This window comes from Brevibacterium sp. UCMA 11754, assembly GCF_021532275.1.
Taxonomy (GTDB): Bacteria; Actinomycetota; Actinomycetes; order Actinomycetales; family Brevibacteriaceae; genus Brevibacterium.
Map to the genome: position 1 here is coordinate 163,372 of NZ_JACBOT010000029.1, position 21,817 is coordinate 185,188.

Consider the following 21,817-nt stretch of genomic DNA (forward strand, 5'->3'; position numbering starts at 1 on the left):
CATCGGCTACTCGAACCTGCAGGACCACTCCACCTGCACCGCGCTTTTGCAGGTTCGGGTAGCCGATGGCGACCGGTGGCTCAGCTGATGGCGGCGAGCGCCTTGTTCCAAGTGCCGTAGAACTTCCGGACCGCCGCTGCGGAGGGCACCTCGCCCTTGTGTTCAGCGGCGTATTCGCCGTAGGCCTTGTAGGTGGCGCCGACGCCTCGGGATTCGCAGTCGCTCGCGAACTCGGCGATCGCCTTCTCATAGGCCGCGGCGTCGAAGCGCAGCTGACCCTTTGCGCGGCCGACTGTGCTCGTGGCCAGCCCGGCGGCCTTGAGCGCCTCGTTCCAGGAGCCGAAGCGCTGCACCGCGGTCTGGCTGGTCGGCGGCCACACGCTGGCCCCCTTGGTCGAGGCGACACCGAGTTCTGCAAGAACTGCGGTGCGCTGCTTCTCGTATTTCGCCGCGGTCAGGGAGGGCACATCGGCGCAGGTGCGCACGCCCGCCAGGGACGCGGCCACCTCGGCGAGAGCCTTCTTCACTTGTCGCTCGGCCTGCATCTGCGTGCGGAGTGCGACCTCAACCTCGGCGAGGATCTCCTGGTCAGCGGGGCGAAGCGCGGCTGCAGACGAAGCGCCGGGAGTGAGTTCAGCACCTCGGGCGGCCAGATGGAGCAGCGCCCCGATGAGCGCGGGGGACGCGGTATGGGATTTCTCGGTGCCGGAGTCAGTCATCCGCTTCATCTTACGCGGGATGTTCGGGGCGCGGGATGTTCGGGGAGTGTCCTCGACCAGTCCCGATGCTCCGTCAGCGAACCCAGCACGAACAGCAGTCCGCAGACCGCAACCGACATGACCAGCGACACCACGAACGAGTCGACGATGAGGAAATAGCCGCCGCCCAAAAGCACCATCGAGGCTCCGGTCGAGACCAAACGTCCGGTGAGGGTGCCGCCGATGTCGCTGCTGTCGAGGATGACGTCGATGAGGCGGGAGACGACGAACCAGGCGAAGAAGACACCGAGTGTGGCCAGCAGTGACTCGGACATGGCTAATCGCATCGGCAGCTCCAGTGCCCAGCCGATGAGCGTGGCCGAGAACGGAATGAGGAACGGAAGCAGGAGGGCAACCACGGTGAGTGCCGAATAGGTGAGGACGGCCCTGTGTCGATATGAGGTGTTCATGGTTCTTCCTTTCCGTTCGCTGCAGTCGGCTCAGAGAGTCGGGGTGCTCAACCGGCGAACAGCGTGAGCGCTCCGGTGGCGATGAGTGTGGTCAGTGTTGTCCATACCGCGATGGCGATGCCCTGCCACAGCAGGATCCACGAAGTCTTCACTCCGGCTCCGACGAGAATGGAGGATGTGATCTGCGTCGGAATGGCAAGGGGACCCAGCAGGCTGGCGCCGGGAACACCGAAGCGCGTGAGAAACCGCTTGAACTTGATCCGGCCCTTCGACTCCGGCTTCCCGCCTGCGGCTGCTCCTGTTCCGGCCGTCATCCCCTCGCCGAGGTGGGGGTCGACGTCTCCCCGGTCCACGCCGTTCTCGTCGGTGTGGGTCTCGGTCACTCCCACCTCGGCGATCTCTGTTCCATTGGAATCCACGGCCGCTCGTACGGTCTCACGCTTCTGCGCCCGGCGAGCAACGACGGCCCGGCGGGCCCTGGCTCCGAGGAGGACGATGACGCTCACGCAGATGAAGTTGCCGATGGCTCCGGCGATGCCCGCGACGACGGGGTTCATGCCGGCCCAGACGCCGATGACCGAGGAGACTTCACCTTCGATGAAGGGAATGGCACCGGCTGCCGCGATGATGAAGGGCTGGAGCAGGTCGGGGACGTGGGAGGCCATGTCCTGAAAGAATGCGATGAGCGTATTCATGATGTCCTTTGAACGAAGATTCTCCGACGCCGACTCGGTTGAGTCGACTCCGATTGCTATCTACGTTCAGTACAGACTGTGTTCTCGGAACAGGGTCAAGCGGTGGTCGGCGAACTCAGGAAATCTTCAGGTACCGTCCGGAATCTCGCTGCTGCCGTCGATTTCCACTCCTTCGTCACGCGCCATCTCCGTGATGAAGGCAATGAACCGTGCTCGGTCCTCGTCGGGGATGTCGAGCGTCGGGAAGACCTGGAGGAAGGCCCGCTGGATGACGTCGATCTGAGCCGGATTGTAGAGCTCAGTGATCGAGCCGATGATCGCCGCCTGCCCCATCTTCGCGTCCCCGTGCATCCGGTGCGTCGGCGCGAGCATCCACGGTTTGGCTTCCAGGTTGGACTTCATGCTCGGCACGATCTGCTCGGCCAGCCGTACCCGGGTGGCCTCGTCGGCGTCATCGGGCAGTTCGTCGACCTCCTGATCGTAGGGCGTGGAATCGGACATGATCGACTTCATCTCGGCCATCGCCGATTCGTCGTAAAGGTTCGAATACAGGCTCATCAGGCTGCGGTCTGCGGCCGACATTCGTGCGGCGATGTCGATGAATCCCGAGGCCGTGTCGATCGGGGCGCCGTAGGTCACCATCTCGGCGATCTCCGTTCGCGCCTTCTCCAGCTCAGCGATGCGTTCGCCGAGGTCGCGGTCGAGCTGCTTGAGCGCGAGCTGCTGCTGTTCATGATCGCTGGCGACGGAGTCGATGTCGGTCAGGGGAATCCCGAGATCACGCATCCGTCGAATCTGGAGGAGTCTGAGCAGGTGGGCCGCCCCGTACTGTTTGTATCCGTTGCTCATGCGTTCGGGCTCGGCGAGCAGATCGAGCTTGTGATAGTGCCGGATCGTGTTGACCGTGGTACCGGTCAGACGCGCCAGTTCGCTCGTGCTCCACCCCACCGGACATTCCCCTCGTCGCTGCTGCGCCGGAATCGGACACTCACCAGTGTATTGCTCAGCAGCGGATCGGGTATTTGTCGGTGACTTCAGGCGAACTAGTGTGAAGTCATGAGTACAGGTTTCGGTGAGGTTCAGGCTTTGGTCTTCGACATGTTCGGCACCGTCGTTGACTGGCGCGAAAGCATTGCCGCCGAGGTGGCCGACCGCCTGAGTGCGCATCTGCCCCATGTCGATGCGCACGAGTTCGCCGATCTGTGGCGGGCCGAGTATCAGCCGTCGATGGAGCTCATCCGCAACGGCAGTCGGAGCTTCGAACGACTCGACGTGCTTCATCGGGAGAATCTCGACACCGTTCTCGAGCGCCTTGGAGTGGGCGCAGAGACGATCCCGAAAGCGGAGCTCGATGAGCTCAACCTCGCGTGGCACCGCCTGGATCCGTGGCCCGATGCCGTCGCAGGGCTGAGCCGGCTGAAGGAGCGGTTCATCATCGCACCGCTGTCGAACGCGAATGTCCGTTTGGCCCTCGACGTAGCCAAACGGGCGCGCCTGCCCTGGGATGCCGTCCTCGGCGCGGAGGTTGCCGGCGCCTACAAACCCGAACCCGCGGCGTACCTGCGCACCGTGGGGATCCTCGGCCTTGAGCCTCACCAGGTGGCCATGGTCGCCGCCCACAACAGTGATCTCTCGGCGGCTCGGGCGGTGGGCCTGCGCACAGCATTCGTCCACCGCCCCACCGAACACGGGCCTGCCCAGACGACCGACCTCGCAGCGGAGAGCGACTGGGACGCAGTCGCCGATGACTTCGAGGATCTCGCCGATCAGATCGCGTGAGAGGTGACCGGCGACGCGCAGATCGGCGGCTGGCCGGGACCGTGTTTAGACTGAAGCATGAATGACTTCAGCATCGGCGACACTGTCCAGATCACCACAGGTCCGATGGAGCACAGCGTCGGCACCGTCGTCTACTTCTACGAGAAGCAAGGCAAGTACCTCGTACGCGTCGGAGCTTCGATGCAGGACTACTACGCGCCCGACGAAATCGAGCTCTTCAACCCCTGAGCCCACGCCATCCTTCGTCAGGCGACGAAGATGCAGAACGGGTGCCCAGCAAGGTCGGCGAAGACGTAGAGTGGCTCCTCGTCGTCGGCTCGGTCCAGGATCAGTCGAGCGCCGAGCCTTTCGGCGCGTTCTCGCTGCTTTTCGAGAGCTTTTCGATCCGTGACCGTGAAATCAAGATGGAGCTGCATGGGCACAGTGGGATCAGGCCACGTACTCCGTTCGAGCCTCTCGGTCTTCTGGAAGGTGATCATCCGCCGGCCCGCCTGGTCTGTGAGGACCAACCAGACGTCATCATCGGGGTCAGTGCCCTCAGGCGGTTCGTCACCGGGGCGGTAGACATAGCCGAACAGCTGCCGATAGAACTCGGCGAGCTCGCGTGGTTCGGTGGAATCGATGACGGTGTGCAGCAGTTGAGGATGGTCGCCGGTGCCTGACTTCTCCCCCTGCTCGTCGAGCGCCAGCGGAGTGAGTACGCCGATCTTCCAGTCGTCACCGACTCGCACGAGTTGGTACATGTTCCGCTCGTCCGGCGCACCGCCGTGATACCGCCAGGTGATGTCGGCCCAGATACTGTGACCAGCCTCGGCGACCACCTCGACGGCGACCTCAGCCTCGGTGACATCCGCGTACTGGCTGAAGGCCCCTGCGAAGAACTCTTCGGTCTGCCGCGCATCGGTCACAGCGATGCGCTGCCCGGGGAATTCGATCTGCGCCGGCACCGCGTAATGGTCGGCGATCGCGGCAGCATCCCGGTCGAGCAGAGCACGCCGGTAGCCGTCGAAGAATACTGTCGGAACATCGTTGTTCTCATCCATGTCGCCAAGGATAGCGCGCGGCACTGACATCGCTGATTCCCGCGTCGGGCTCAAGGAGCCGTCGCTCGGCGGCTGGCACGAGTTCGCCTGACTGCGAGTACCAACGCAACGATGAGGAATGTGAGGGAGAGGCCCCACAACACGATCGCGGAATAAGGAAAGATCGGCACGGAGGCGAGCGCCAGAGCTCCGACCGTCAGCATCAGCAGGGCGAGGATCCACCTGGTCAGCGGCGTCGCTTGCATGACTGGCCCCCTTGATTTCAGTGCCAGACCCATCGAGTCCTCCGAGTCAGCATGGATCCTTGTCGACATTCCGATGCCAGCTTAGGCAGGGGAGCCGATCACTGGCAAGCAGTGTCAGCTCCCAATGAGAGGATGGCGTCGTGCCCGAGAACCGACCTGCCGCCCCTGCCGACTGGCGTGCCGCCTTCGCACCCCTCGCCGATGCGGTCCCGCAGTCTCACACGCCTGTGGCCCTGGGATTCGAACTCGTGGAGGTCGTGGCTCGCACCTGGTTCGAGCCGAAGCACTCGAATCTCCTGGCCAAGAACGAGGTCACTCCGGGCGCCAACCCCAGTCTGGCCATCCGTCCGCTCGTCCTCAGCGACTCCGGCAACTGGGTGAAGAAGTCTCTGACCTGGCGCAACATCGATCGCATGGCCCGACAGTTCGGCGCCGATCCTCGCCACCAGGAATGGTTCTCCCAGCTCGCCGGCCTGCGGACCCGGGACAAGACGGACTTCATTCCCGATGGTGCGCCGTACAACCTCGGCGACTTCCACACTCCCCTGCTGTGGCAGATGTTCACTCAGGGGAGGGAACTCGGCGTCGAGTTCGTCGGCGTCAATCAGGGCATGAGCATCCACATCGGGCGCCAGTCCAATGCAGTCATCGACGTCAACCGCGCGCAGGGGCAGCTGCGGGTCCAGCCGCGCGCCACCATCGACGAACGCGACTATATACCCGGCCTCATCAAACCGATCTGGACGCACGGGTTCTTCGGCGTCGACATCCGTTCAGGCTTCACCGTGACCCTGGCCCCAGCCGCCGAACCGACGACGGAATCCGCGCTGTCGGTGTTCGACTCCCCCGGGCCGATCACCATCCCGGTTGACGAGGCCGAAGAGTTCTTCGAGGAGTACTACCCGCAGCTGCGCACCAGCGCCGAGGTCGTCAGCACCGACGACACAGTGAAGTTCCCCCAGTTCAATCAGCCGCGACTTGTCCTGTTCATGGCGTTCGGGGCGAAAGACATCCTGAGTCTGCAGTGGTACTGGGAGTACTCGGGACCCAGGCGCACCCTGCCCGTGGTGCCACTGACCGAGCTCGGCACCTCCGCCATCCGCAGCACTGCAGCCGGTCGAAGCACTGCAACGACCCCGACACCGAACCCCCGCGACAACCGTGACCTCGAGCATGAGGCCTCCGTCCTCAGGCAGGTCGAATCGATCCTCGCCGAGACCCAGCCACCCGGCCACCCCCGTGACATGGAACTCACGGACGCCGACACTGCGGACTTCGTCGTCAACGTCCTGCCCGAACTCGAGGAGATCGAGCACGTCAAGGTCATCACGAGCGGGAAGAAGCAGCCCTACCGTGAGCTCGGCGGCGAACCGAACATCACGATCACCTCGGTCGAGTCGGAGAAGAACGATTGGTTCGACCTGGGATTCCAGATCACCATCGACGGCAAACCCATCCCCTTCGTCAAGCTCTACAAGGCCCTGGCTGCGGGGACGAAGAAGATCAAGCTCGTCGACCACACGTTTCTGTCGCTGAACAAGCCCGCCTTCGACAAGCTCAAGGCGCTCCTGGCTGAAGCAGATCTCATCCCCGAGTGGGAGCCGGAGTCCCCGAAGATCACTCGCCTGCATGTGGGGCTGTGGTCGGAGTTCGAGGAACTCGCCGATGAGACGCTTCCGGCCCCGTCTTGGCAGGAGTCCGCACAGGCCCTGCTCGACCTCGACCATCTGCCTGCCACCCAGGTGCCACATCTGGGTGGGGTCACTATGCGTCCCTATCAGGTGCAGGGTTTCCGGTGGTTGGCACTGCTGTACAGGTGCCACCTCGGCGGGATTCTGGCCGACGATATGGGACTGGGCAAGACTCTGCAGACTCTGGCGCTGATCGCTCATGCGCAGGCAGAGCTTCCGTTCCTCGTCGTCGCGCCCACCTCGGTGGTCGACAATTGGGCGACGGAAGCCGCGAAGTTCACCCCTGACCTCGACGTTCGTGTCGTTTCCGAGTCGACTCAGAAGAGGAAGGCCGCCCTCGCCGAGGTGGTCGCCGGTGCCGATGTCATCATCATGTCCTATGCGATGCTCCGACTGGACGAAGACCCAGTCTCTCGCCTCAGATGGGCTGGGTTCGTCCTCGATGAGGCGCAGTTCGTGAAGAACAGCTCCTCTCAGGTTCATCAGGCGGCGAAGTCGGTCAATGCACCGTTCCGCCTGGCCCTGACGGGCACGCCGATGGAGAATTCTCTGCGCGATGTGTGGTCGCTGTTCGCCATCACAGCACCTGGACTGCTCCCCAGCGCCCACCGTTTCGAGAAGGAGTATGTCCGGCCTATCGAAGTTGGTGAGGACCCCGGTCGGCTGAGGGGCCTGCAGAAGCGGATCAGACCGTTCATGCTGCGCCGGAACAAGGATCTCGTTGCTGCGGATCTGCCAGAGAAGCAGGAGCAGGTCATCAATGTCGAGCTCACTGCCGCTCATCGCAAGCTCTATGATCGAGTGCTGCAGAAAGAGCGGAAGAAGATCCTCGGCTTCATCGACAGCGAGTACGACAAGCAGCGCTTCATCGTCTTCCGTTCACTGACTCTTCTGCGCATGCTGGCGCTGGATCCGCGCATCGTCGACGGTGAGCACGAAGGCGTACCGTCGAGCAAGCTTGCGGCCCTGATGGACCGACTCGAGGATGTCGTTGCCGAAGGTCACCGCTCGATCGTGTTCAGCCAGTTCACGTCGTTTCTGACCAAGATCGCCGAAGACCTCGATCACCGAGGCATTCCCTACGTCGTCCTCGACGGCTCCACCAGGAACCGGGGCAGAATCGTCGAAGAGTTCCGGACCGGTGCGGCACCGGTGTTCCTCATCAGCCTCAAGGCCGGCGGGTTCGGCCTCAACCTCACCGAGGCCGACTATGTCTTCCTCATGGACCCGTGGTGGAATCCCGCGACAGAGAATCAGGCGATCGACCGTGCCCATCGGATCGGGCAGACGAAGAACGTCATGGTCTACCGCTACGTTGCCGAGGGCACGATCGAGGAGAAGGTCCTCGCCCTGCAGAAGAAGAAGGCCGAACTCTTCGATTCCCTCATGACAGACGGCGGGGCCTTCGACGGTCGCAGTCCAAACGGTCAGGCGTTCAGCCAGACGGTGACGGCCGAGGACATTCGGGGGCTGTTGGAGGGGTAGGGGCTCAGTGCCTGAGCAGCCGTTCGATGATCTCGGGCACGCGCACAGTGACCGCGTCCCAAAACAGGTCGTCATTCATCACCGCATAGCCAGCGTGTGCGGCAATATTCCGAATCGCTCGAATCGCAGCAAGTTCATCTCGGCTGAGCACCTGAGCCCACGGTTCAAACTCAGAACGCTCAGTCAGCGATGCCAACCGGATGATCACCATGCTCGCAATGTCATAAGACGCGTCTCCATCGAAGAAGTCATCTCTCTCACCGGAAGCCACAGATTTCGCCCGATTCAGAATTCGTCTCAGCTCTTCTCGAATGTTTGACTCGTCATGAGTTGAGATCCTCGGCACTCGGCGCCGTGGCAGCGGAGAAAACCGCGCGTTCGAGCGCTCCTCGCCAGTCACAGTGGAATCGCTTCCCGTTTGGCTTCCCAGCCCGGGGGCTGCGGGCCGCTGTCGACGACAGCATCGACAGGGAACCCCGTGAGCCGCTGAACGTCATCCATGAAGAGTGCAAGATCGAAGAGATCGATACCTTCATCTGGAGTGACGAGAAGATCGATGTCACTGTCGAACCCATCCTCCCCACGCGCCACCGAGCCAAAGACTCTTACGTTGCGCAGTCCTCGAGAGGCAGCAATAGCGAGAATTTCGTCAAAGTACTGAGCCAGAGCAAGCGACGGCCGGTAGTCCGCTGCTTCGAGCACTCGATCGAGCATTTCTTCCGAAACGTTCCGGGACCCAGATTCCATCTGAGCCAAACTTGGTTGGCGCAATCCAGCACGCCGAGCCAACTGTGTCTGCGTGAGTCCTGCATCAAGGCGCGCTTCGCGAATGAGTTCGCCCGGATTCTGCACTTGAAACCGTCCCATACACTCAAATATAGCGCGATGCTATCGACGGCACCAGGTCACCAATTTGCAAGATCGTCGCACTCGCCTCAATTTCCCCTGGCCTTTGACTTCGACCTCATCGAGCCGAGGGCACGATCGAGGAGAAGGTCCTCGCCCTGCAGAAGAGGAAGGCTGAACTCTTCGACTCCATCCTGACCGACGGCGGGGCCTTCGACGGTCGCAGTCCAAACGGGCAGGCTTTCAGCCAGACGGTGACGGCCGAGGACATTCGGGGGCTGTTCGAGGGGTAGGACTGCGATGCCAGCCGTCCGACCAAGATCCGCAATCTACATCAACAACGTCAGACACTCGCTTCAATATTTACTTTAGATACACTAAAGTAAATATTGAAGCGAAGTGTTCACACTTACGCCCGCCCCGAGAGGAGGCCGTCCCATGCCAAACACCGTCGAATGCCATTGGACGCCTCCAAACCCAGCCGGTCTGAGCAAGAAGGACAGAGCGAGCCTCCGGGACGTATCGCGCGTACGTGCCCGATGAGCTGGCCAACACGCTCCCAGAACTCGGCCCCGAAGCGAAGCGTGCGGCAGACGACGCGGCGGTAGTCCTCGCTCGACTCGACGAGCGGATCAACGCATCCGGTAGCACCTACCTCAACCATCTGCTTATCCGGTCCGAAAGCATCTCCTCCTCGTGGATCGAGGGCAATCGACTCAGTCCGAAGAAACTGGCGGTTGCCGAGCGTCTGAAGTACGGCGATCGTGTGGCTCTCGATGTCATCGCCAACGTACGGGCAACTGAAAACGCCATCGCCGAGATCGCCGACCCACTTCGGCCGATCAGCGTCAAGGACATCGAAGACCTCCAGCACTCGATCGAGCCGCGGCTTGCCATTGGCCTGCGAGAAGTCCAGAACTGGGTGGGCGGCCCGGGCAACAGCCCGCTGTGCGCAGACTTCGTACCTCCACCACCGGCTGAGGTTCCACGGCTCGTCGCGAATTTGGCTGGGTTCATCACAGCCACGGAGGGCAACCCGGTCATCCGTGCAGCAATCGCCCATGCTCAGTTCGAGACGATCCACCCCTTCACCGATGGGAACGGCCGAACTGGGCGAGCGCTCGTCCACACGGTCCTCAAACGTTCCGATGCACTCCGCACTGTGCTCGTACCGATCAGCACGGTCTTCGCCTCCAACACGAACGCCTATATCGGCGGCTTGACCGCATATCGCAAAGACCCGTCCGACCTTGATCAGTGGGTCATCGCCTTCGCCGAGGCGGTTGAAGCAGCCGCCGCAAGCGCTGCCCTCCTGGCCGAGGACATCGAAGCGCTGGATCAGACAGTTCGGTTCGATCTCGCCGAGCACCGTCGCGAAATCGGCAAGTCACCGGTCCACCCGAGGGCCGGTGGTCACCATCGATTCGGTGGCGGTCGAGCACGGAGTCACTCGCGCTGCTGCCCATCGGGCTCTCGTCGAGCTCGCCGAGGCAGGAGTCCTCAGGAAAACCAAGAATCACAAAGGCAAGATCGTCTGCTATTCGGCAGACCAGCACCTAGCGTATGTTGAGTTGACGGAGGCGAACCACCGGAGCCGAAAGGGCTGAGCCTCAGCCTTATCGCTGGTCGACCTCGCCGAGGCGGTCGACGAGTCGAGCGATGATCCTGGCCCTTGCCTCATCGCTGTGTGCAGTGAGAATCGGCAGCATTGCTGAGTACCGCTCTGCACGAGTAAAGCGATCGAACGCGGCCTGGGCGGCTGGCGCCCCGACGAGAGCATCGCGAAGATCATCGGGAATGGTCACCTGCGCCTGTCCAAGGTACGCATTGGCCCAGCGTCCATCCGCTTTGGCAGCAGCGACCTCGGCGGCACCGCGCTCCCGCATTCGTCGGTCGTCGATCAGGCGTTGGACGATCTCAACATTGCGCTTCGACCAGTTCGAGCGGGAACGGCGGGGAGTGAAGGGCTGGACGAATGCCGTTTCGTCGAACTTTCGACGTTGTCCGTCGATCCAACCGCTGCACAGGGCTTCTTCGAGAGCCGCCTGGTAGCTCAGAGATGTCCGTGGTGACGTTCTTCTTTGCAAGCAGCAGCCACACGCCGTCTGATGTGCCGTCATTGCGCGCCAGCCAGTCTCGCCACTCGGCAGTATCGGCGAGGATGAGCGGGTGGTGCTGGGGGTGCTCGGTCATGACTCCATCCTGCCGGATGAATCCAGATCGGACATGTCGAGGACGAATCGGTACCGCACGTCGTTTCCTGCGAGTCGTTCAAGCGCCGTGTCGACCTGTGAAGACGGCAGCACCTCGACGTCGGGGACGACTCCGTTGTCGGCACAGAACTGCAGCATTTCAGCGGTCGAAGGTCGACCCCCGCTGCCTGCGGAACTGAGATTCTTTCGGCCGATGAGCAGGTCGGTGACCTCCACGGTGAGCGCGCCCAGATAGCCGAGGACGCTGAGAGCCCCGTCCAGCCCGACCAGCTTGAGATAGGGTGTGACCTCGTGTGGTGCCGAGACGGTGTCGATGACGACGTCGAAACCCTCCCGTGCCGCGGTCATCTGCGCAGAGTCGGTGGAGACAATGAAACCATCCGCGCCGAGTCGGCGGGCATCGTCGGCCTTGTCCGAGGTGCGGCTGATCACGGTCGCGGTGGCACCGAGTGCGACCGCGAGCTTGACTGCGAGATGGCCGAGGCCTCCGAGGCCGACCACGGCAGCGCGTACACCCGGCCCGACATCCAACGCGCGCAGCGGCTCCCAGACGGTGACGCCCGCACACATCAGCGGTGCCGTCGCGGCCGGATCCAGCCCCTCGGGGAGCAGGTAGGCGAAGTCTTCGCGGACAACGTACTCCCGCGAGAACCCGCCCAGGGTCGTCGATCCGTCGACACGATCCTTCCCGCCATAGGTCAGTGTGGGAAACTCGTGGCAGAAGTTCTCCTGTCCTGCCCGGCACATCGGGCACTGACCGCAGGAATCGACGATGTTGCCCACCGCGACACTGTCGCCGACGGAGAAGGCTGCCACCTCGAGCCCAACCTCGCTGACGACGCCGGTGAACTCGTGCCCCGGGATGAGGCGCGAGTGGCCATCATGGTCACGCAGTGCCTGCAGGTCGCTGTGGCAGACCCCGCAGTAGTCAACCCTCACAGCGATGTCATCCGGGCGCAGTTCGCGCCGCTCCAACAGGCCTGCACTCAATTCCGAGGAGCCAGTCGCCTGCCACCCAGTGGTCGTTCGCATCACAGATCCCCCTAAACAGACTATTCGGTCTATTTAGCGTACTGCCGCACTCCGGGCGACGCAAACCAACTGGTCTGTTTGATACTGTGACTGCATGCCCGAGCAACCCCAGACCCCCCGCGGGGCAGCGACCTACCAGCGCATCCTCGACGCAGCCACCGAGGAGTTCGCCCAGCACGGCATCGCCGGGGCCCGTGTCGACCGGATCGTGTCGGCCGCACGGACGAACAAGGCTCAGCTCTACTCCTACTTCGGCGACAAGGGCCAGCTCTTCGACGCCATCTTCCTCGACTCCCTCGACAGCATCACCAACACGGTGCCCATCGATGCCGAGGACCTCGCCGATTGGGCCGTGCGTCTCTACGACGAATACCTGCGCCGTCCCGACCTCATCCGACTGGCCACCTGGACGCGATTGGAGCGACGGCCCACGGGCCACCTCGCCGAATCCCACGATGACTACGATGACCACAAACTCTCGGCCATCGCCGCTGCTCAGAAGGCGGGGCAGGTCCGGGACGGCGACCCGTTCGACATCATGGCGATGGTCATCGCGATGTCGATGGCGTGGTCACCGGTGAGCAATGTCTACGCCGCCGACAGCAGTGAACCCGCCAAGGTGCACTCCTCCCGCCGGAGTTTGCTGCGCGAGTGCGTCTCCCAGGCCATGAGACCCCATTGACGCATGGTCAGACGCGGGCGGCAGTCCCCTTCGGAGCCTGCTGAGCAAGGATGCGCGTCCGATACCTGTGCGGAGATTCGCCGACGCTGCGCTTGAACGCGGAACTGAAGGAACTCTCCGAGGAGTACCCGAGCTTGAGCGCGAGCAGTTTCATCCTCGAGTCGGCTGACTGCAGTTCGCGCTTGGCCAAGAGCATCCGCCACCGCACGAGGTAGGTCAGCGGCGGCATGCCCGCGACCTCGCGGAAGCGAACGGCGAAGGCCGTGCGCGACATCGCTGCGGCTCGGGCGAGGTCGTTGAGCCCCCAGGCCACCTCGGGACGTTCATGGATGAGGTCGAGAGCAGGCTTCAGCCGATCGTCTCCCAGCAGCCTCAGCCACCCCGATGGAACGGCGGGCTGATCGGCGAACGCCCGCAGGACGTCGAGAATGAGCAGTTGGCTGTACTCACGGACGGCGAAGTCCACGCCGGGTCGCTTCGCGGAGATCTCCTCGAAGAGTCGATCAATGGTCCCGCTCACGCGAGAGGACGATGGAGAGGAGGTGCGGATGTGGGCCACAGGCGGCAGCGCATCAAACAGGAGCTCATGGCCGGCGGAATCAAGGTCGATCCGTCCGCCGATGAAGATGTCCGAATTCTCAGGGTCAGCGACGTCGAGGTGAGCGATCTCTGCGTTCGCCGGCTGCGCCACCCGGGTCAGCGGACCGTCACCGGCGCCCCCGCGCAGGGACAGCCATGACCGGGCATTGAGGATCGCCACTTCTCCTTCAACCAGCGTGATCGGAGAGTCGATCCCATCGGTGCTCAGTGTGGCCCGTCCGCGCACAATCGCGCAGAATTTCAATTCCTCGTCGACATCTGATTCCGCCAACCACTGGCCGCTGACAGCAGCACCACCGGAGACCACACCACGCACCGAGATGAGGTCTAGCACTTCCGAGAGATGATCGCCGGCCATGTCTGAACTATAGAGCATGATTTGCGGACTCTGCATTATTCCAGGTACTAAAGGAACCCGTCAGAGTAGGAGACATGAATACAGAAACCACTGCCCCATCATCGACCGAATCAACACCAGTCGCTCTCATCAGCGGCGCGAACAGAGGAATCGGGCTGCAGGTCGCCAAGGATCTTGCAGCCGCTGGCTTAACCGTCCTTCTCGGGTCCCGTAACGAGACGAGCGGGCGTGAGGCCGCTGCTGAGATCGGCGCCGGCACCATCGCCCTCCAGCTCGACGTCACCGACGAAGACTCCGTCATTGCGGCCGCAGAGCGCATCAATGCTGAGTACGGCCGCCTCGATCTGCTGGTCAACAATGCTGGAGTGTCATTCCTCGGAGATCGCAGCACACCGCTGCCTGAGAGAGCCCGCTCCGGACTGCTGACCAATGCGCCGCTTGAGACAGTGCGGGACATGTACGAGATCAACGTCTTCGGAGTCATTGCGCTCACCCAGGCTCTCCTTCCTCTGCTGCGCTCCACACCCGGATCACGCGTGGTCAACGTCGGCAGCGGCGGCGGATCATTGGCGGCGAATGCCGATCCCGAGAACCCGCATCGGCGGATGTTCGGCCTCTACTCCGTGACCAAGACCGCCCTGCACGCGGTCTCTCTGGCCTTCGCCACAGCGCTCGAACCCGAGGGCATTCCGGTCAACACCGTCGACCCGGGAATGACGTCGACTGCACTCAATGATTTCCAGGGAACGAAGACTGTCGAACAGGGTGCGGCCCATATCGTCGCCGTGGCACTGCGCGGGACCGACGGACCGACCGGAACGTTCACCAGCGACGAAGGCACGGTGCCGTGGTGATCGGCAGCTGAACGCCTGCCATCACTCCTGGTACAGGGCTGAAGCAGAGCCCGAGTGACTGGTGAGAACTGTCATCATATGTGATCGTGCACGTTCGATGCCCTGCAATGCGGTATTGCGGATGACGTCGGGATCACGGCCTTCGATGGCGTCGACCAAGCGGCCGTGATTGACCGCCTTGTAGGGTCGTCCCAGCTCCTTGCGCAGGTTGAGGCAGCGTTCGATCTCCTCATGGATCGAGCGCACGGTTTTCGCAAGCACAGGAACACCGGACAGTTCGGCGATCCGGACGTGCAGCTGCCCGTTGCGCTCATTGAGCACGTGTTTCTCGACGGACGGGTCGATGCTCAGATCGCTCAACTCCGCCAGATCTTCGAGTTCAGCCGACGAGGCGCGCTCCGAAGCAAGAACGGCCGCTTCCGGTTCGACCATCTTGCGCAGGGCGTAGAGATCCTGAATCTCGCTGAAGTCGATCGGCTTGATGAACGTGCCCCGTCGAGGCATGACCACGACTAGACCCTCACGACGCAGGCTGTTGATCGCTTCCCGAACCGGAGTGCGACTCATCTCGTATTCTTCGGCGATCGCCGAATCCGAGATCATGGTGCCAGGACGCAGCGTCGTTTTCACGATGTCTCTCTTCAACTGCGCGTAGGCCTGGTCGGCCATTGAAGTCTTTGTCACCGCCGAACAACCTTTCAGATCACTGTGCTGAGACTCGTCCTACCGAAGAACAAGTTGACTTCCGATCGGTGCCACTCTAGCATCCTTGTTATATATCAGACGGATACTTTACGGATACACGATACTGATATTGCGCCTGAGAGGGCCTCACACAATGAAGTGCACATCGCCTCACCTGAAAGGCATCGAATGACAGCCACCACGGAAGACCACGCGGTTGCCAACCCAGACAATCGCTTCTATCGCATTCTGACTTCGATCGAGCGGGCAGGGAACAAGCTTCCGCATCCGTTCTGGCTGTTCGTCATTCTCTGCCTGGCGCTCGGAACGACGAGTGCGATCCTGGCAGGACTCGGAGTGTCGGTGACTCTGCCCGTTGACGGAGAGACAGTCGCGGTCAACAACCTCTTCTCAATCGATGGAGCACTCTTCGCCATCGAGAACGCCCTGACGAACTACGCGACGTTCCCGCCATTGGCCATGATCGTCGTCGTGTTGCTCGGCGTCAGCGTCGCAGAGCGCAGCGGCTTGCTGACTGCTCTGCTGCGTGTGACGGTGGGCAGGCTTCCGAAAGCTTGGCTGACCTTCTCGATCGCCTTCGCCTCGATGATTGCGCACGTCATGTCGGATTCTGCGTACCTCGTGATGATCCCATTGGGTGCCCTGGCCTTCCGCGCTGCCGGACGGAGTCCGTTGCTCGGTCTCATGGTCGCCTATGCGGCCACGGCCGTCGGTTTCAATGCGAGTCCGCTCGTCACACCCTCGGACGCCATTCGCGCTTCACTGTCGATGGCGGCGTCCCACATTGTCGACAAGGACTATGTCGTCACACCGTTCGCCACCTACTTTTTCACGGCCGCGTCGTCAGTGGTGCTGTCGATCACCATCGCCGTCGTCGTCGACAAAGTGATCAGCCGCCGTCCTGAGTTCTCACCCGAACGCCTCTCAAGTGACTTCCGAGTCTCGGACAAACTGTTCAATACGGAGTCCACCAACCATGAATCCGTCGAGCTGAGCGCTGAGGAGCGTCGGGGCCTCATCGTGTCCGCTGTCGTCTTCGTCGTCGCAGCCGTCGGGATCGCGTTGATGCTCATGCCGGGCTCGCCGTTTCGCGGGGAAGGCGGAAGCATCATTCAGTCGCCCGTGCTCAAGAACATCGCCATCTTCATTTCGCTGGTCTTCGCCCTGCTCGGCATCGTGTACGGGCGGATCACACGATCGATCCCCCATCTCGGCGATGTTCCTCCGGCAATGGCCGAAGGCATCCGAACCTTGGCGCCAGTCCTCGTGCTCTTCTTCGTCGTCTCCCAGTTCCTCGCGTATTTCGAATGGACGAACATCGGGTCGGTCATCAGCGTCAACGGTGCCGCGCTGTTCAAACAACTCAACGCTGCGCATCTGGTTCTGCTGCTCATCATCGTTCTTGCCATCTGCGTGCTCAACATGCTGATCACCAGCGGCTCCGCGATGTGGTCGATCCTCGCTCCCGTCGTAGTTCCGCTCGTCATGTACATCGGAATGCGGCCGGAATCGGCAATGGTCGCGTTCATGATCGGCGATTCGGTCACCAACTGCCTGACGCCGCTCAACGGCTACTTCGTCCTCGCGCTCGGCTATGTCCAGCACTTCCGTAAGGGCGCCGGAGTCGGGACCATGCTCTCCTTCACCCTGCCCCTGGCCTTGGCAGTGCTCATCGTCTGGTCCATCTTCTTCGTCATCTGGTATCTCGTCGGAATCCCACTGGGGCCAGGGGTGCCGGTTCGATGACGGATGCGTTCAATCGTGACAACAGAGACTCTCGAAAGGAAACAACACATATGGGAACAATCACCGTCATCGGTGCGGGCAACGTTGGCCAGACGATCGCCGGGCATATGGCATTGCTGGGACATTCTGTGCGGATGTTCTCGCGCTGGGACAAAGAGTTTCAGCCGATCAGGGATCGAGGAGGAATCGAACTCTTCGGCGAAATCAACGGGATCGGCATACCGGACCTGCTCACCACCGACATCGGCACAGCTACGGAGAACGCAGATGTGGTTGTGGTCGCCGCACCCGCGTTCGCACACCCGGGCCTCTCTGAGTCGCTCGCTTCCACCCTGGAACCCGATCAACTCGTCGTCTTCCAACCCACAGTTCTGGGCAGCGGTGTGGAGCTGTCCCGCCACTTCGCGCTGGCCGACCGGCAACCATGCCTGATCGCAGAGAGCGCGACCAGCTTATACACGTGCCGGCTCAAGGAGCCCGCCAAGGTCTACGTCGGCGCAGTGAAGGACTCGATCGGCATTTCGAGCATTCCCAACAGCAGGACACAGGAGGTCATCGGTCGCCTCGTCCCCTTCTTCGGCGAACACTACAGCCCGGCAGCTGACAGTTTGGCGGTCGGCCTGAGCAATTCGAATCCGATCTATCACGTTCCGCCGGCAGTCCTGAACTTCAAGACTGTCGAAGACGCCGAACGTCTGCCACAGCACGAGCTCGTGACCCCGAGAATCGCCGAAGCCATCGATGCTCTCGATCAGGAACGACTTTCGCTGTCGACAGTGCTACATACTCACACCACGGGATTCTGGCAGTTCCTGGACGATGCCTATGGAGTCAGCGAAGGCTCGTTCGTCGACAGAGTCGTACAGGGATACGGCCGACAGGCGTTTCCTGAACCGGACTCCCTGACACATCGGTACTTCACGGAAGATATCCCCTTCGGACTGGTCATCTGGAGTTCTATTGCCCGACAGATCGGTGTACCCATGCCGCTGACCGATGGCTTCATCACCATCAGCAGCGTGCTCTGCGGGGTCGATTTCTCTGCAAACGGCCGCACTGCAGAGTCCCTCGGCCTCGCAGACGCCGAGGTGGACGACATACTCGATGTCTTCCGCAATGGAGTGCGCTGACCCTTTCGGGCCAAAAACGTGGAAGGGCCGGGCACACGTAGAGCCGTTCGGCCCTCCACGCGAATGTCTAGTCGACTGCGGCGCTGCAGGCCAGAACAGCGCCGGCTGGGTCAGCAATGACGACATTCCGGTGGCTCTCGGTGTCGAAGGGCTCGAGCACGACCGTGCCGCCCAGCGACTCAACGAGCGCCGCGGTGGTGTCTGCGTCGTTGATGGCAACGTTGATGGCCCAGTGAGATGGTGCGTTACCTGCGTCGGATAGCAGACCGATGGTGTGCCCGTCGAGACTCCACCGTGAGAACGGTGCTCCCGACACCTCGTGGAGTTCCCAGCCGAAAAGCGCACCATAGAAATCCTGCGACGCTCGAGCGTCAGGACTGTGGAGCGAGGACATTGACCAGGTGTTGGTCTCGCCGGCAACCTCGACCCCCTCGGCGCTCTGGTCATCATTGACGCAGAAGGGGATTCCACTTGGATCGGCGAGGATCGCGACTCGTCCGCCCGAACGTTGTTCCAGAGACGGCAGGAGACAGCTGCCGCCCGCAGCTTCAGACTCGGCGATCGATCTGTCGATGTCATCGACGCGGACGTGGATCAACCACCCGGCAGGAACTGCCTCCGGTGCCTGAACGATACCGGCGACTCTCTGCCCGTCTAACCGCGCCACGTGGACACTGTCATCCTCGCCGAGGCCCTCGACAGTCCATCCGAAGAGCTGGCTGTAGAACTCGATCGCTTCCGACACATTGGGTTGGAGGGCTTCGATCCAGAACGGAGTTCCGATTCCGTGGGTGCTGTCGTGGGGCATCATTGCTTCCCGATCTCCAGTTTTTCCTGTCCCTGCGCGGAAGGCGTGAGGACGACCTCCTGGACAGCCTCGAGCTTCTCGATCTCCACCTCGGTCCTGCGCAGACGGTCTGCCAACTGACTCTCCCGATCGTCACCGGTGAGGTCGACGGCGGCGACGAGGAAGACGCTCCCTGGCCCGACGTATTCGATGTGGAGGTAGCTGATGCTGTCGATGGAGGGTACTTCGAGCATTGCTGTCAGGAAGTCATCGCGGATCTCCGGGGTGACGGTCTCTCCCACGAGGAAACGACGATTGCGGTCGATGAGGACGATTGCGACGATGCCGAGGAGGATGCCGACGAGGATCGATCCTATGGCATCGAATGCGGCGATTCCAGTGAGCTGGTGGGCGAGCATGGCGGCGAACGCGATGACGATGCCGATGAGGGCCGAGGCATCCTCGGCGAAGACGGCGCGCAGAGTCGGGTTCGGACCGTTCATCACGTATTCGACCGTATTTCGATCCAGTTTGTCGGCGCGAGCTCGGCCCTGTCGGAGTGACTGAATGAATGAGGTGCCTTCGAAGAGGAAGGAGACCCCGAGCACGATGTATCCGACGAGGTAGCTGCTCTCAGCCTCTTCGGCGAAGAGCGATGAGATGCCATGCCAGATTGAGACGGCCGAGCCCACCGAGAAGAGCCCGAATGCGGCGAACATGGACCACACGTAGGCTTCCCGCCCATGGCCGGTCGGATGCTTGGCATCGGCCGGTTTCTTCCCTCGCCGTTCGGCGATGAGAAGGAAGATCTGGTTGCCGGTATCGGCCCAGGAGTGGGCCGACTCGGCCACAAGGGAAGCCGATCCGGTGAGAACAGCAGCAACCGTCTTGGCGATGGCAACGGCAAGATTCGCGCAGAAGGCAATGATGACGGTGAGCATACTGCCGCCGTTGTCCTTCTTCTCGTTCGAGACGTCGCTCATCGTCGATGTCCGAACGGGATGGTGGTCATGGCTGGTCCTTCTTCCTCGGCTGCGTGGCAGGTCATCAGAATCCAGCTTACGACCGACGATCGCTCCCGACGCTGTTCTACGTCAGATCCAACGTCGACGACCTCTCACACCGCTTGGCCCGCTGACGCTAGTCCGATCCCTCGCCGAGGCGGTCGACGAGTCGCGCGATGATCCGGGCCTTGGCCTCATCGCTGCGGGCGGTGAGGATCGGAAGCATCGCCGTAAAGCGCTGTGAGCGGGTGAACCGCTCGAATGCAGCCTGGGCCGCCGGCACCCGGGCGAGGGCGTCTCGGAGGTCAACGGGGACTGTCATCTCTGACTGTCTTGGGTACGCGCTCTCCCAGCGTCCGTCCGCCTTGGCAGCTGCCACCTCGGCGGCGCCGCGCTCGCGCAGTCTGCCCTCAGCGATGAGTCGCTCGACGATGTCGACATTGCGCTTCGACCAGTTCGACCGTTGCCGGCGGGGAGTGAACCGTTGGATGAAAGTCGCCTCGTCGAAGCTGCGTCGCTGTCCGTCGATCCATCCGCTGCACAGGGCTTCTTCCAAGGCGTCCTGGTAGTTCAGTGATGTCGGCGTGGTGGCGTTCTTCTTCGCCAGCAGCACCCACGCGCCGTTCGAGTAGTCCTCGTTGGCCAGAAGCCAGGCGTTCCACGCGTCGAGGTCCGTGAGAACGAGCGGAGATTCCTGCGAGTAGTCGTTCACGATCATTGCCTTTCCTCGGCTTCTGCGGTGCCTTGTCGGGCGGCGAGAAGTCTCTGCTCTTGGACCTTCGCCTCCGCAAGGAGTTCATCTGGTCCGATGAGGCGAAATGGTGCATCGAACCGAAGGACCCAGGCCAGCAGTCCGGCCCATGACCATGAGCCGACGGTGATGCGACACGTCTGCCCACCCAGCTCCTGAAGTTGCGCGTCACCGATCCAGGGGAGGATCTCGCGTGCGGGAAGATCGACGTCGACGACTCCGGTGCAGGGCCATGCGTTGTCCCCGGACGATCCCTTGAAACGTGCTTCGAGCATCGCCAGAAGACCCGCGTCCGGAGGCTGGCGAGGAAAAAATCGTGGACCGGTCGGCGTGCGCGGCGACATCCGATCGGCGCGGAAGATGCGCCAGTCGTCGACGTCGAGGTCCCACGCGATGAGGTACCAGTGTCGACGCCGAGCGACGATCTCGTAGGGCTCGACCTTCCGGGGCGAAGCCGACGTCGACTCGGCGGGGTCCCCGTAGTCGAAGCGAAGAATCATCCGGTCCCTGACGGCGGCGCTGATCGCCTCGAGGACTTCGGGGACGACCCGCTGCTCACCGCCGGCGACGGTCGAGAATCTCATGGCATCGATCCTGGTCCGCAGTCGGGAGGGCAGCAGCTGCCGAATCGTCGCCAGGGCCCGGTCGGAAGCCTCGACATTGTCGACTCCGGCCAACGGCGCGTTCTGAAGTGCCACGGCGATCGCCACAGCCTGTTCGTCGTCGAACTTCAAAGGCGGCAGTTCCGAACCTGCTTCGAGCCGGTAGCCGCCGTCGGGGCCCTTGAGTGCATCAATCCGATACCCGAGTTCCCGCAGCCGGTCGACATCGCGGCGCACGGTCCGCGTCGTCACGCCGAGGCGCTCGGCAAGGACGTGCCCTGCCCAGTCGCGTCGGACCTGGAGCAGCGACAGCAGCGCCAGCATTCGCGATGAGGATCCCGTCATAACGTCCATTGTTCCCCAAATAGAGGACCGAAACTGTCCTGTTCTGCTGTGAGAGT

At 62.3% G+C, this 21,817-nt stretch carries 24 protein-coding genes; 8 read left to right on the plus strand and 16 right to left on the minus strand.

The window, feature by feature from the left end:
• Positions 1 to 80 precede the first annotated feature (80 nt).
• The 4 genes from HX613_RS16380 to HX613_RS16395 all read right to left on the minus strand — a co-directional run bounded on the left by HX613_RS16380 (position 81) and on the right by HX613_RS16395 (position 2,811).
• A complete protein-coding gene (locus HX613_RS16380) occupies positions 81 to 719 on the minus strand; it encodes a homing endonuclease associated repeat-containing protein (protein ID WP_235346297.1) in 639 nt (212 codons plus the stop codon).
• A 5-nt stretch (positions 720 to 724) separates the two neighbouring features.
• Positions 725 to 1,168: a hypothetical protein gene (locus tag HX613_RS16385; RefSeq protein WP_235346298.1), complete on the minus strand. Its 444-nt coding sequence runs from the start codon at positions 1,166 to 1,168 to the stop codon at positions 725 to 727.
• Positions 1,169 to 1,215: 47 nt separating this feature from the next.
• Positions 1,216 to 1,863 (minus strand): small multidrug efflux protein, encoded by a 648-nt coding sequence (locus HX613_RS16390; RefSeq protein ID WP_235346299.1) that lies wholly within the window; start codon positions 1,861 to 1,863, stop codon positions 1,216 to 1,218.
• 126 nt (positions 1,864 to 1,989) lie between these two features.
• Positions 1,990 to 2,811: a helix-turn-helix domain-containing protein gene (locus HX613_RS16395; protein WP_235346300.1), complete on the minus strand. Its 822-nt coding sequence runs from the start codon at positions 2,809 to 2,811 to the stop codon at positions 1,990 to 1,992.
• 108 nt (positions 2,812 to 2,919) lie between these two features.
• Here HX613_RS16395 and HX613_RS16400 point away from each other — a divergent pair, with 108 nt between their 5' ends.
• Together HX613_RS16400 and HX613_RS16405 are read left to right on the plus strand one after the other, a co-directional pair.
• Entirely contained in the window at positions 2,920 to 3,642 is a 723-nt protein-coding gene (locus HX613_RS16400) for a haloacid dehalogenase type II (protein ID WP_235346301.1), read from the plus strand.
• Positions 3,643 to 3,699: 57 nt separating this feature from the next.
• A complete protein-coding gene (locus HX613_RS16405; RefSeq protein ID WP_180959021.1) occupies positions 3,700 to 3,870 on the plus strand; it encodes a hypothetical protein in 171 nt (56 codons plus the stop codon).
• Between the two features lie 17 nt (positions 3,871 to 3,887).
• Here the strand turns inward: HX613_RS16405 and HX613_RS22755 are convergent, their stop codons facing one another.
• Together HX613_RS22755 and HX613_RS16415 are read right to left on the minus strand one after the other, a co-directional pair.
• Positions 3,888 to 4,685, minus strand: coding sequence for a VOC family protein (locus tag HX613_RS22755; RefSeq protein ID WP_328284974.1), 798 nt, complete (start codon positions 4,683 to 4,685; stop codon positions 3,888 to 3,890).
• 50 nt (positions 4,686 to 4,735) lie between these two features.
• Entirely contained in the window at positions 4,736 to 4,999 is a 264-nt protein-coding gene (locus HX613_RS16415) for a hypothetical protein (protein ID WP_235346302.1), read from the minus strand.
• Between the two features lie 71 nt (positions 5,000 to 5,070).
• Here HX613_RS16415 and HX613_RS16420 point away from each other — a divergent pair, with 71 nt between their 5' ends.
• On the plus strand, positions 5,071 to 8,106 hold the full coding sequence (locus tag HX613_RS16420; protein ID WP_235346303.1) for a DEAD/DEAH box helicase: 3,036 nt from the start codon (positions 5,071 to 5,073) through the stop codon (positions 8,104 to 8,106).
• Positions 8,107 to 8,110: 4 nt separating this feature from the next.
• Here HX613_RS16420 and HX613_RS16425 read toward each other — a convergent pair whose 3' ends face one another.
• Positions 8,111 to 8,317 carry a hypothetical protein gene (locus HX613_RS16425; protein WP_235346304.1) on the minus strand — a complete coding sequence of 69 codons (207 nt, stop codon included), beginning with the start codon at positions 8,315 to 8,317 and terminating at the stop codon, positions 8,111 to 8,113.
• Positions 8,318 to 8,502: 185 nt separating this feature from the next.
• A complete protein-coding gene (locus HX613_RS16430) occupies positions 8,503 to 8,973 on the minus strand; it encodes a helix-turn-helix domain-containing protein (protein ID WP_235346305.1) in 471 nt (156 codons plus the stop codon).
• A 511-nt stretch (positions 8,974 to 9,484) separates the two neighbouring features.
• On the opposite strand from HX613_RS16430, the gene HX613_RS22760 reads away from it, so the two are divergent.
• Entirely contained in the window at positions 9,485 to 10,522 is a 1,038-nt protein-coding gene (locus tag HX613_RS22760; protein WP_235346306.1) for a Fic family protein, read from the plus strand.
• Between the two features lie 46 nt (positions 10,523 to 10,568).
• Here the strand turns inward: HX613_RS22760 and HX613_RS16440 are convergent, their stop codons facing one another.
• Entirely contained in the window at positions 10,569 to 11,039 is a 471-nt protein-coding gene (locus HX613_RS16440; protein ID WP_235346307.1) for a YdeI/OmpD-associated family protein, read from the minus strand.
• 102 nt (positions 11,040 to 11,141) lie between these two features.
• On the minus strand, positions 11,142 to 12,197 hold the full coding sequence (locus HX613_RS16445; RefSeq protein ID WP_235346308.1) for an NAD(P)-dependent alcohol dehydrogenase: 1,056 nt from the start codon (positions 12,195 to 12,197) through the stop codon (positions 11,142 to 11,144).
• A 94-nt stretch (positions 12,198 to 12,291) separates the two neighbouring features.
• On the opposite strand from HX613_RS16445, the gene HX613_RS16450 reads away from it, so the two are divergent.
• On the plus strand, positions 12,292 to 12,879 hold the full coding sequence (locus HX613_RS16450; RefSeq protein WP_235346309.1) for a TetR/AcrR family transcriptional regulator: 588 nt from the start codon (positions 12,292 to 12,294) through the stop codon (positions 12,877 to 12,879).
• A gap of 7 nt (positions 12,880 to 12,886) precedes the next feature.
• Here HX613_RS16450 and HX613_RS16455 read toward each other — a convergent pair whose 3' ends face one another.
• A complete protein-coding gene (locus HX613_RS16455; protein WP_235346310.1) occupies positions 12,887 to 13,837 on the minus strand; it encodes an AraC family transcriptional regulator in 951 nt (316 codons plus the stop codon).
• A 74-nt stretch (positions 13,838 to 13,911) separates the two neighbouring features.
• Here HX613_RS16455 and HX613_RS16460 point away from each other — a divergent pair, with 74 nt between their 5' ends.
• Entirely contained in the window at positions 13,912 to 14,691 is a 780-nt protein-coding gene (locus HX613_RS16460; RefSeq protein ID WP_235346311.1) for an SDR family NAD(P)-dependent oxidoreductase, read from the plus strand.
• Between the two features lie 21 nt (positions 14,692 to 14,712).
• Here the strand turns inward: HX613_RS16460 and HX613_RS16465 are convergent, their stop codons facing one another.
• The gene (locus HX613_RS16465; RefSeq protein WP_204234556.1) at positions 14,713 to 15,375 is read right to left on the minus strand and encodes a GntR family transcriptional regulator; all 663 of its coding nucleotides are present in this window, start codon (positions 15,373 to 15,375) and stop codon (positions 14,713 to 14,715) included.
• Positions 15,376 to 15,564: 189 nt separating this feature from the next.
• Between HX613_RS16465 and HX613_RS16470 the strand changes: the two genes are divergently transcribed.
• Positions 15,565 to 17,142 carry an AbgT family transporter gene (locus tag HX613_RS16470; RefSeq protein ID WP_235346312.1) on the plus strand — a complete coding sequence of 526 codons (1,578 nt, stop codon included), beginning with the start codon at positions 15,565 to 15,567 and terminating at the stop codon, positions 17,140 to 17,142.
• A gap of 50 nt (positions 17,143 to 17,192) precedes the next feature.
• Entirely contained in the window at positions 17,193 to 18,272 is a 1,080-nt protein-coding gene (locus tag HX613_RS16475; RefSeq protein WP_204234558.1) for an NAD/NADP octopine/nopaline dehydrogenase family protein, read from the plus strand.
• Between the two features lie 67 nt (positions 18,273 to 18,339).
• On the opposite strand, the gene HX613_RS16480 is transcribed toward HX613_RS16475, so the two are convergent.
• The 4 genes from HX613_RS16480 to HX613_RS16495 form a co-directional block, all read right to left on the minus strand.
• Positions 18,340 to 19,083, minus strand: coding sequence for a VOC family protein (locus HX613_RS16480; protein ID WP_235346313.1), 744 nt, complete (start codon positions 19,081 to 19,083; stop codon positions 18,340 to 18,342).
• The gene (locus HX613_RS16485; RefSeq protein WP_235346314.1) at positions 19,080 to 20,042 is read right to left on the minus strand and encodes a cation diffusion facilitator family transporter; all 963 of its coding nucleotides are present in this window, start codon (positions 20,040 to 20,042) and stop codon (positions 19,080 to 19,082) included. The genes HX613_RS16480 and HX613_RS16485 overlap by 4 nt, the downstream gene beginning before the upstream one ends.
• A 157-nt stretch (positions 20,043 to 20,199) precedes the next feature.
• Entirely contained in the window at positions 20,200 to 20,781 is a 582-nt protein-coding gene (locus HX613_RS16490) for a YdeI/OmpD-associated family protein (RefSeq protein ID WP_235346315.1), read from the minus strand.
• On the minus strand, positions 20,778 to 21,761 hold the full coding sequence (locus HX613_RS16495) for a helix-turn-helix transcriptional regulator (RefSeq protein WP_235346316.1): 984 nt from the start codon (positions 21,759 to 21,761) through the stop codon (positions 20,778 to 20,780). Before HX613_RS16495 ends, HX613_RS16490 begins: the two co-directional genes overlap by 4 nt.
• Between the last annotated feature and the right edge of the window lie 56 nt (positions 21,762 to 21,817).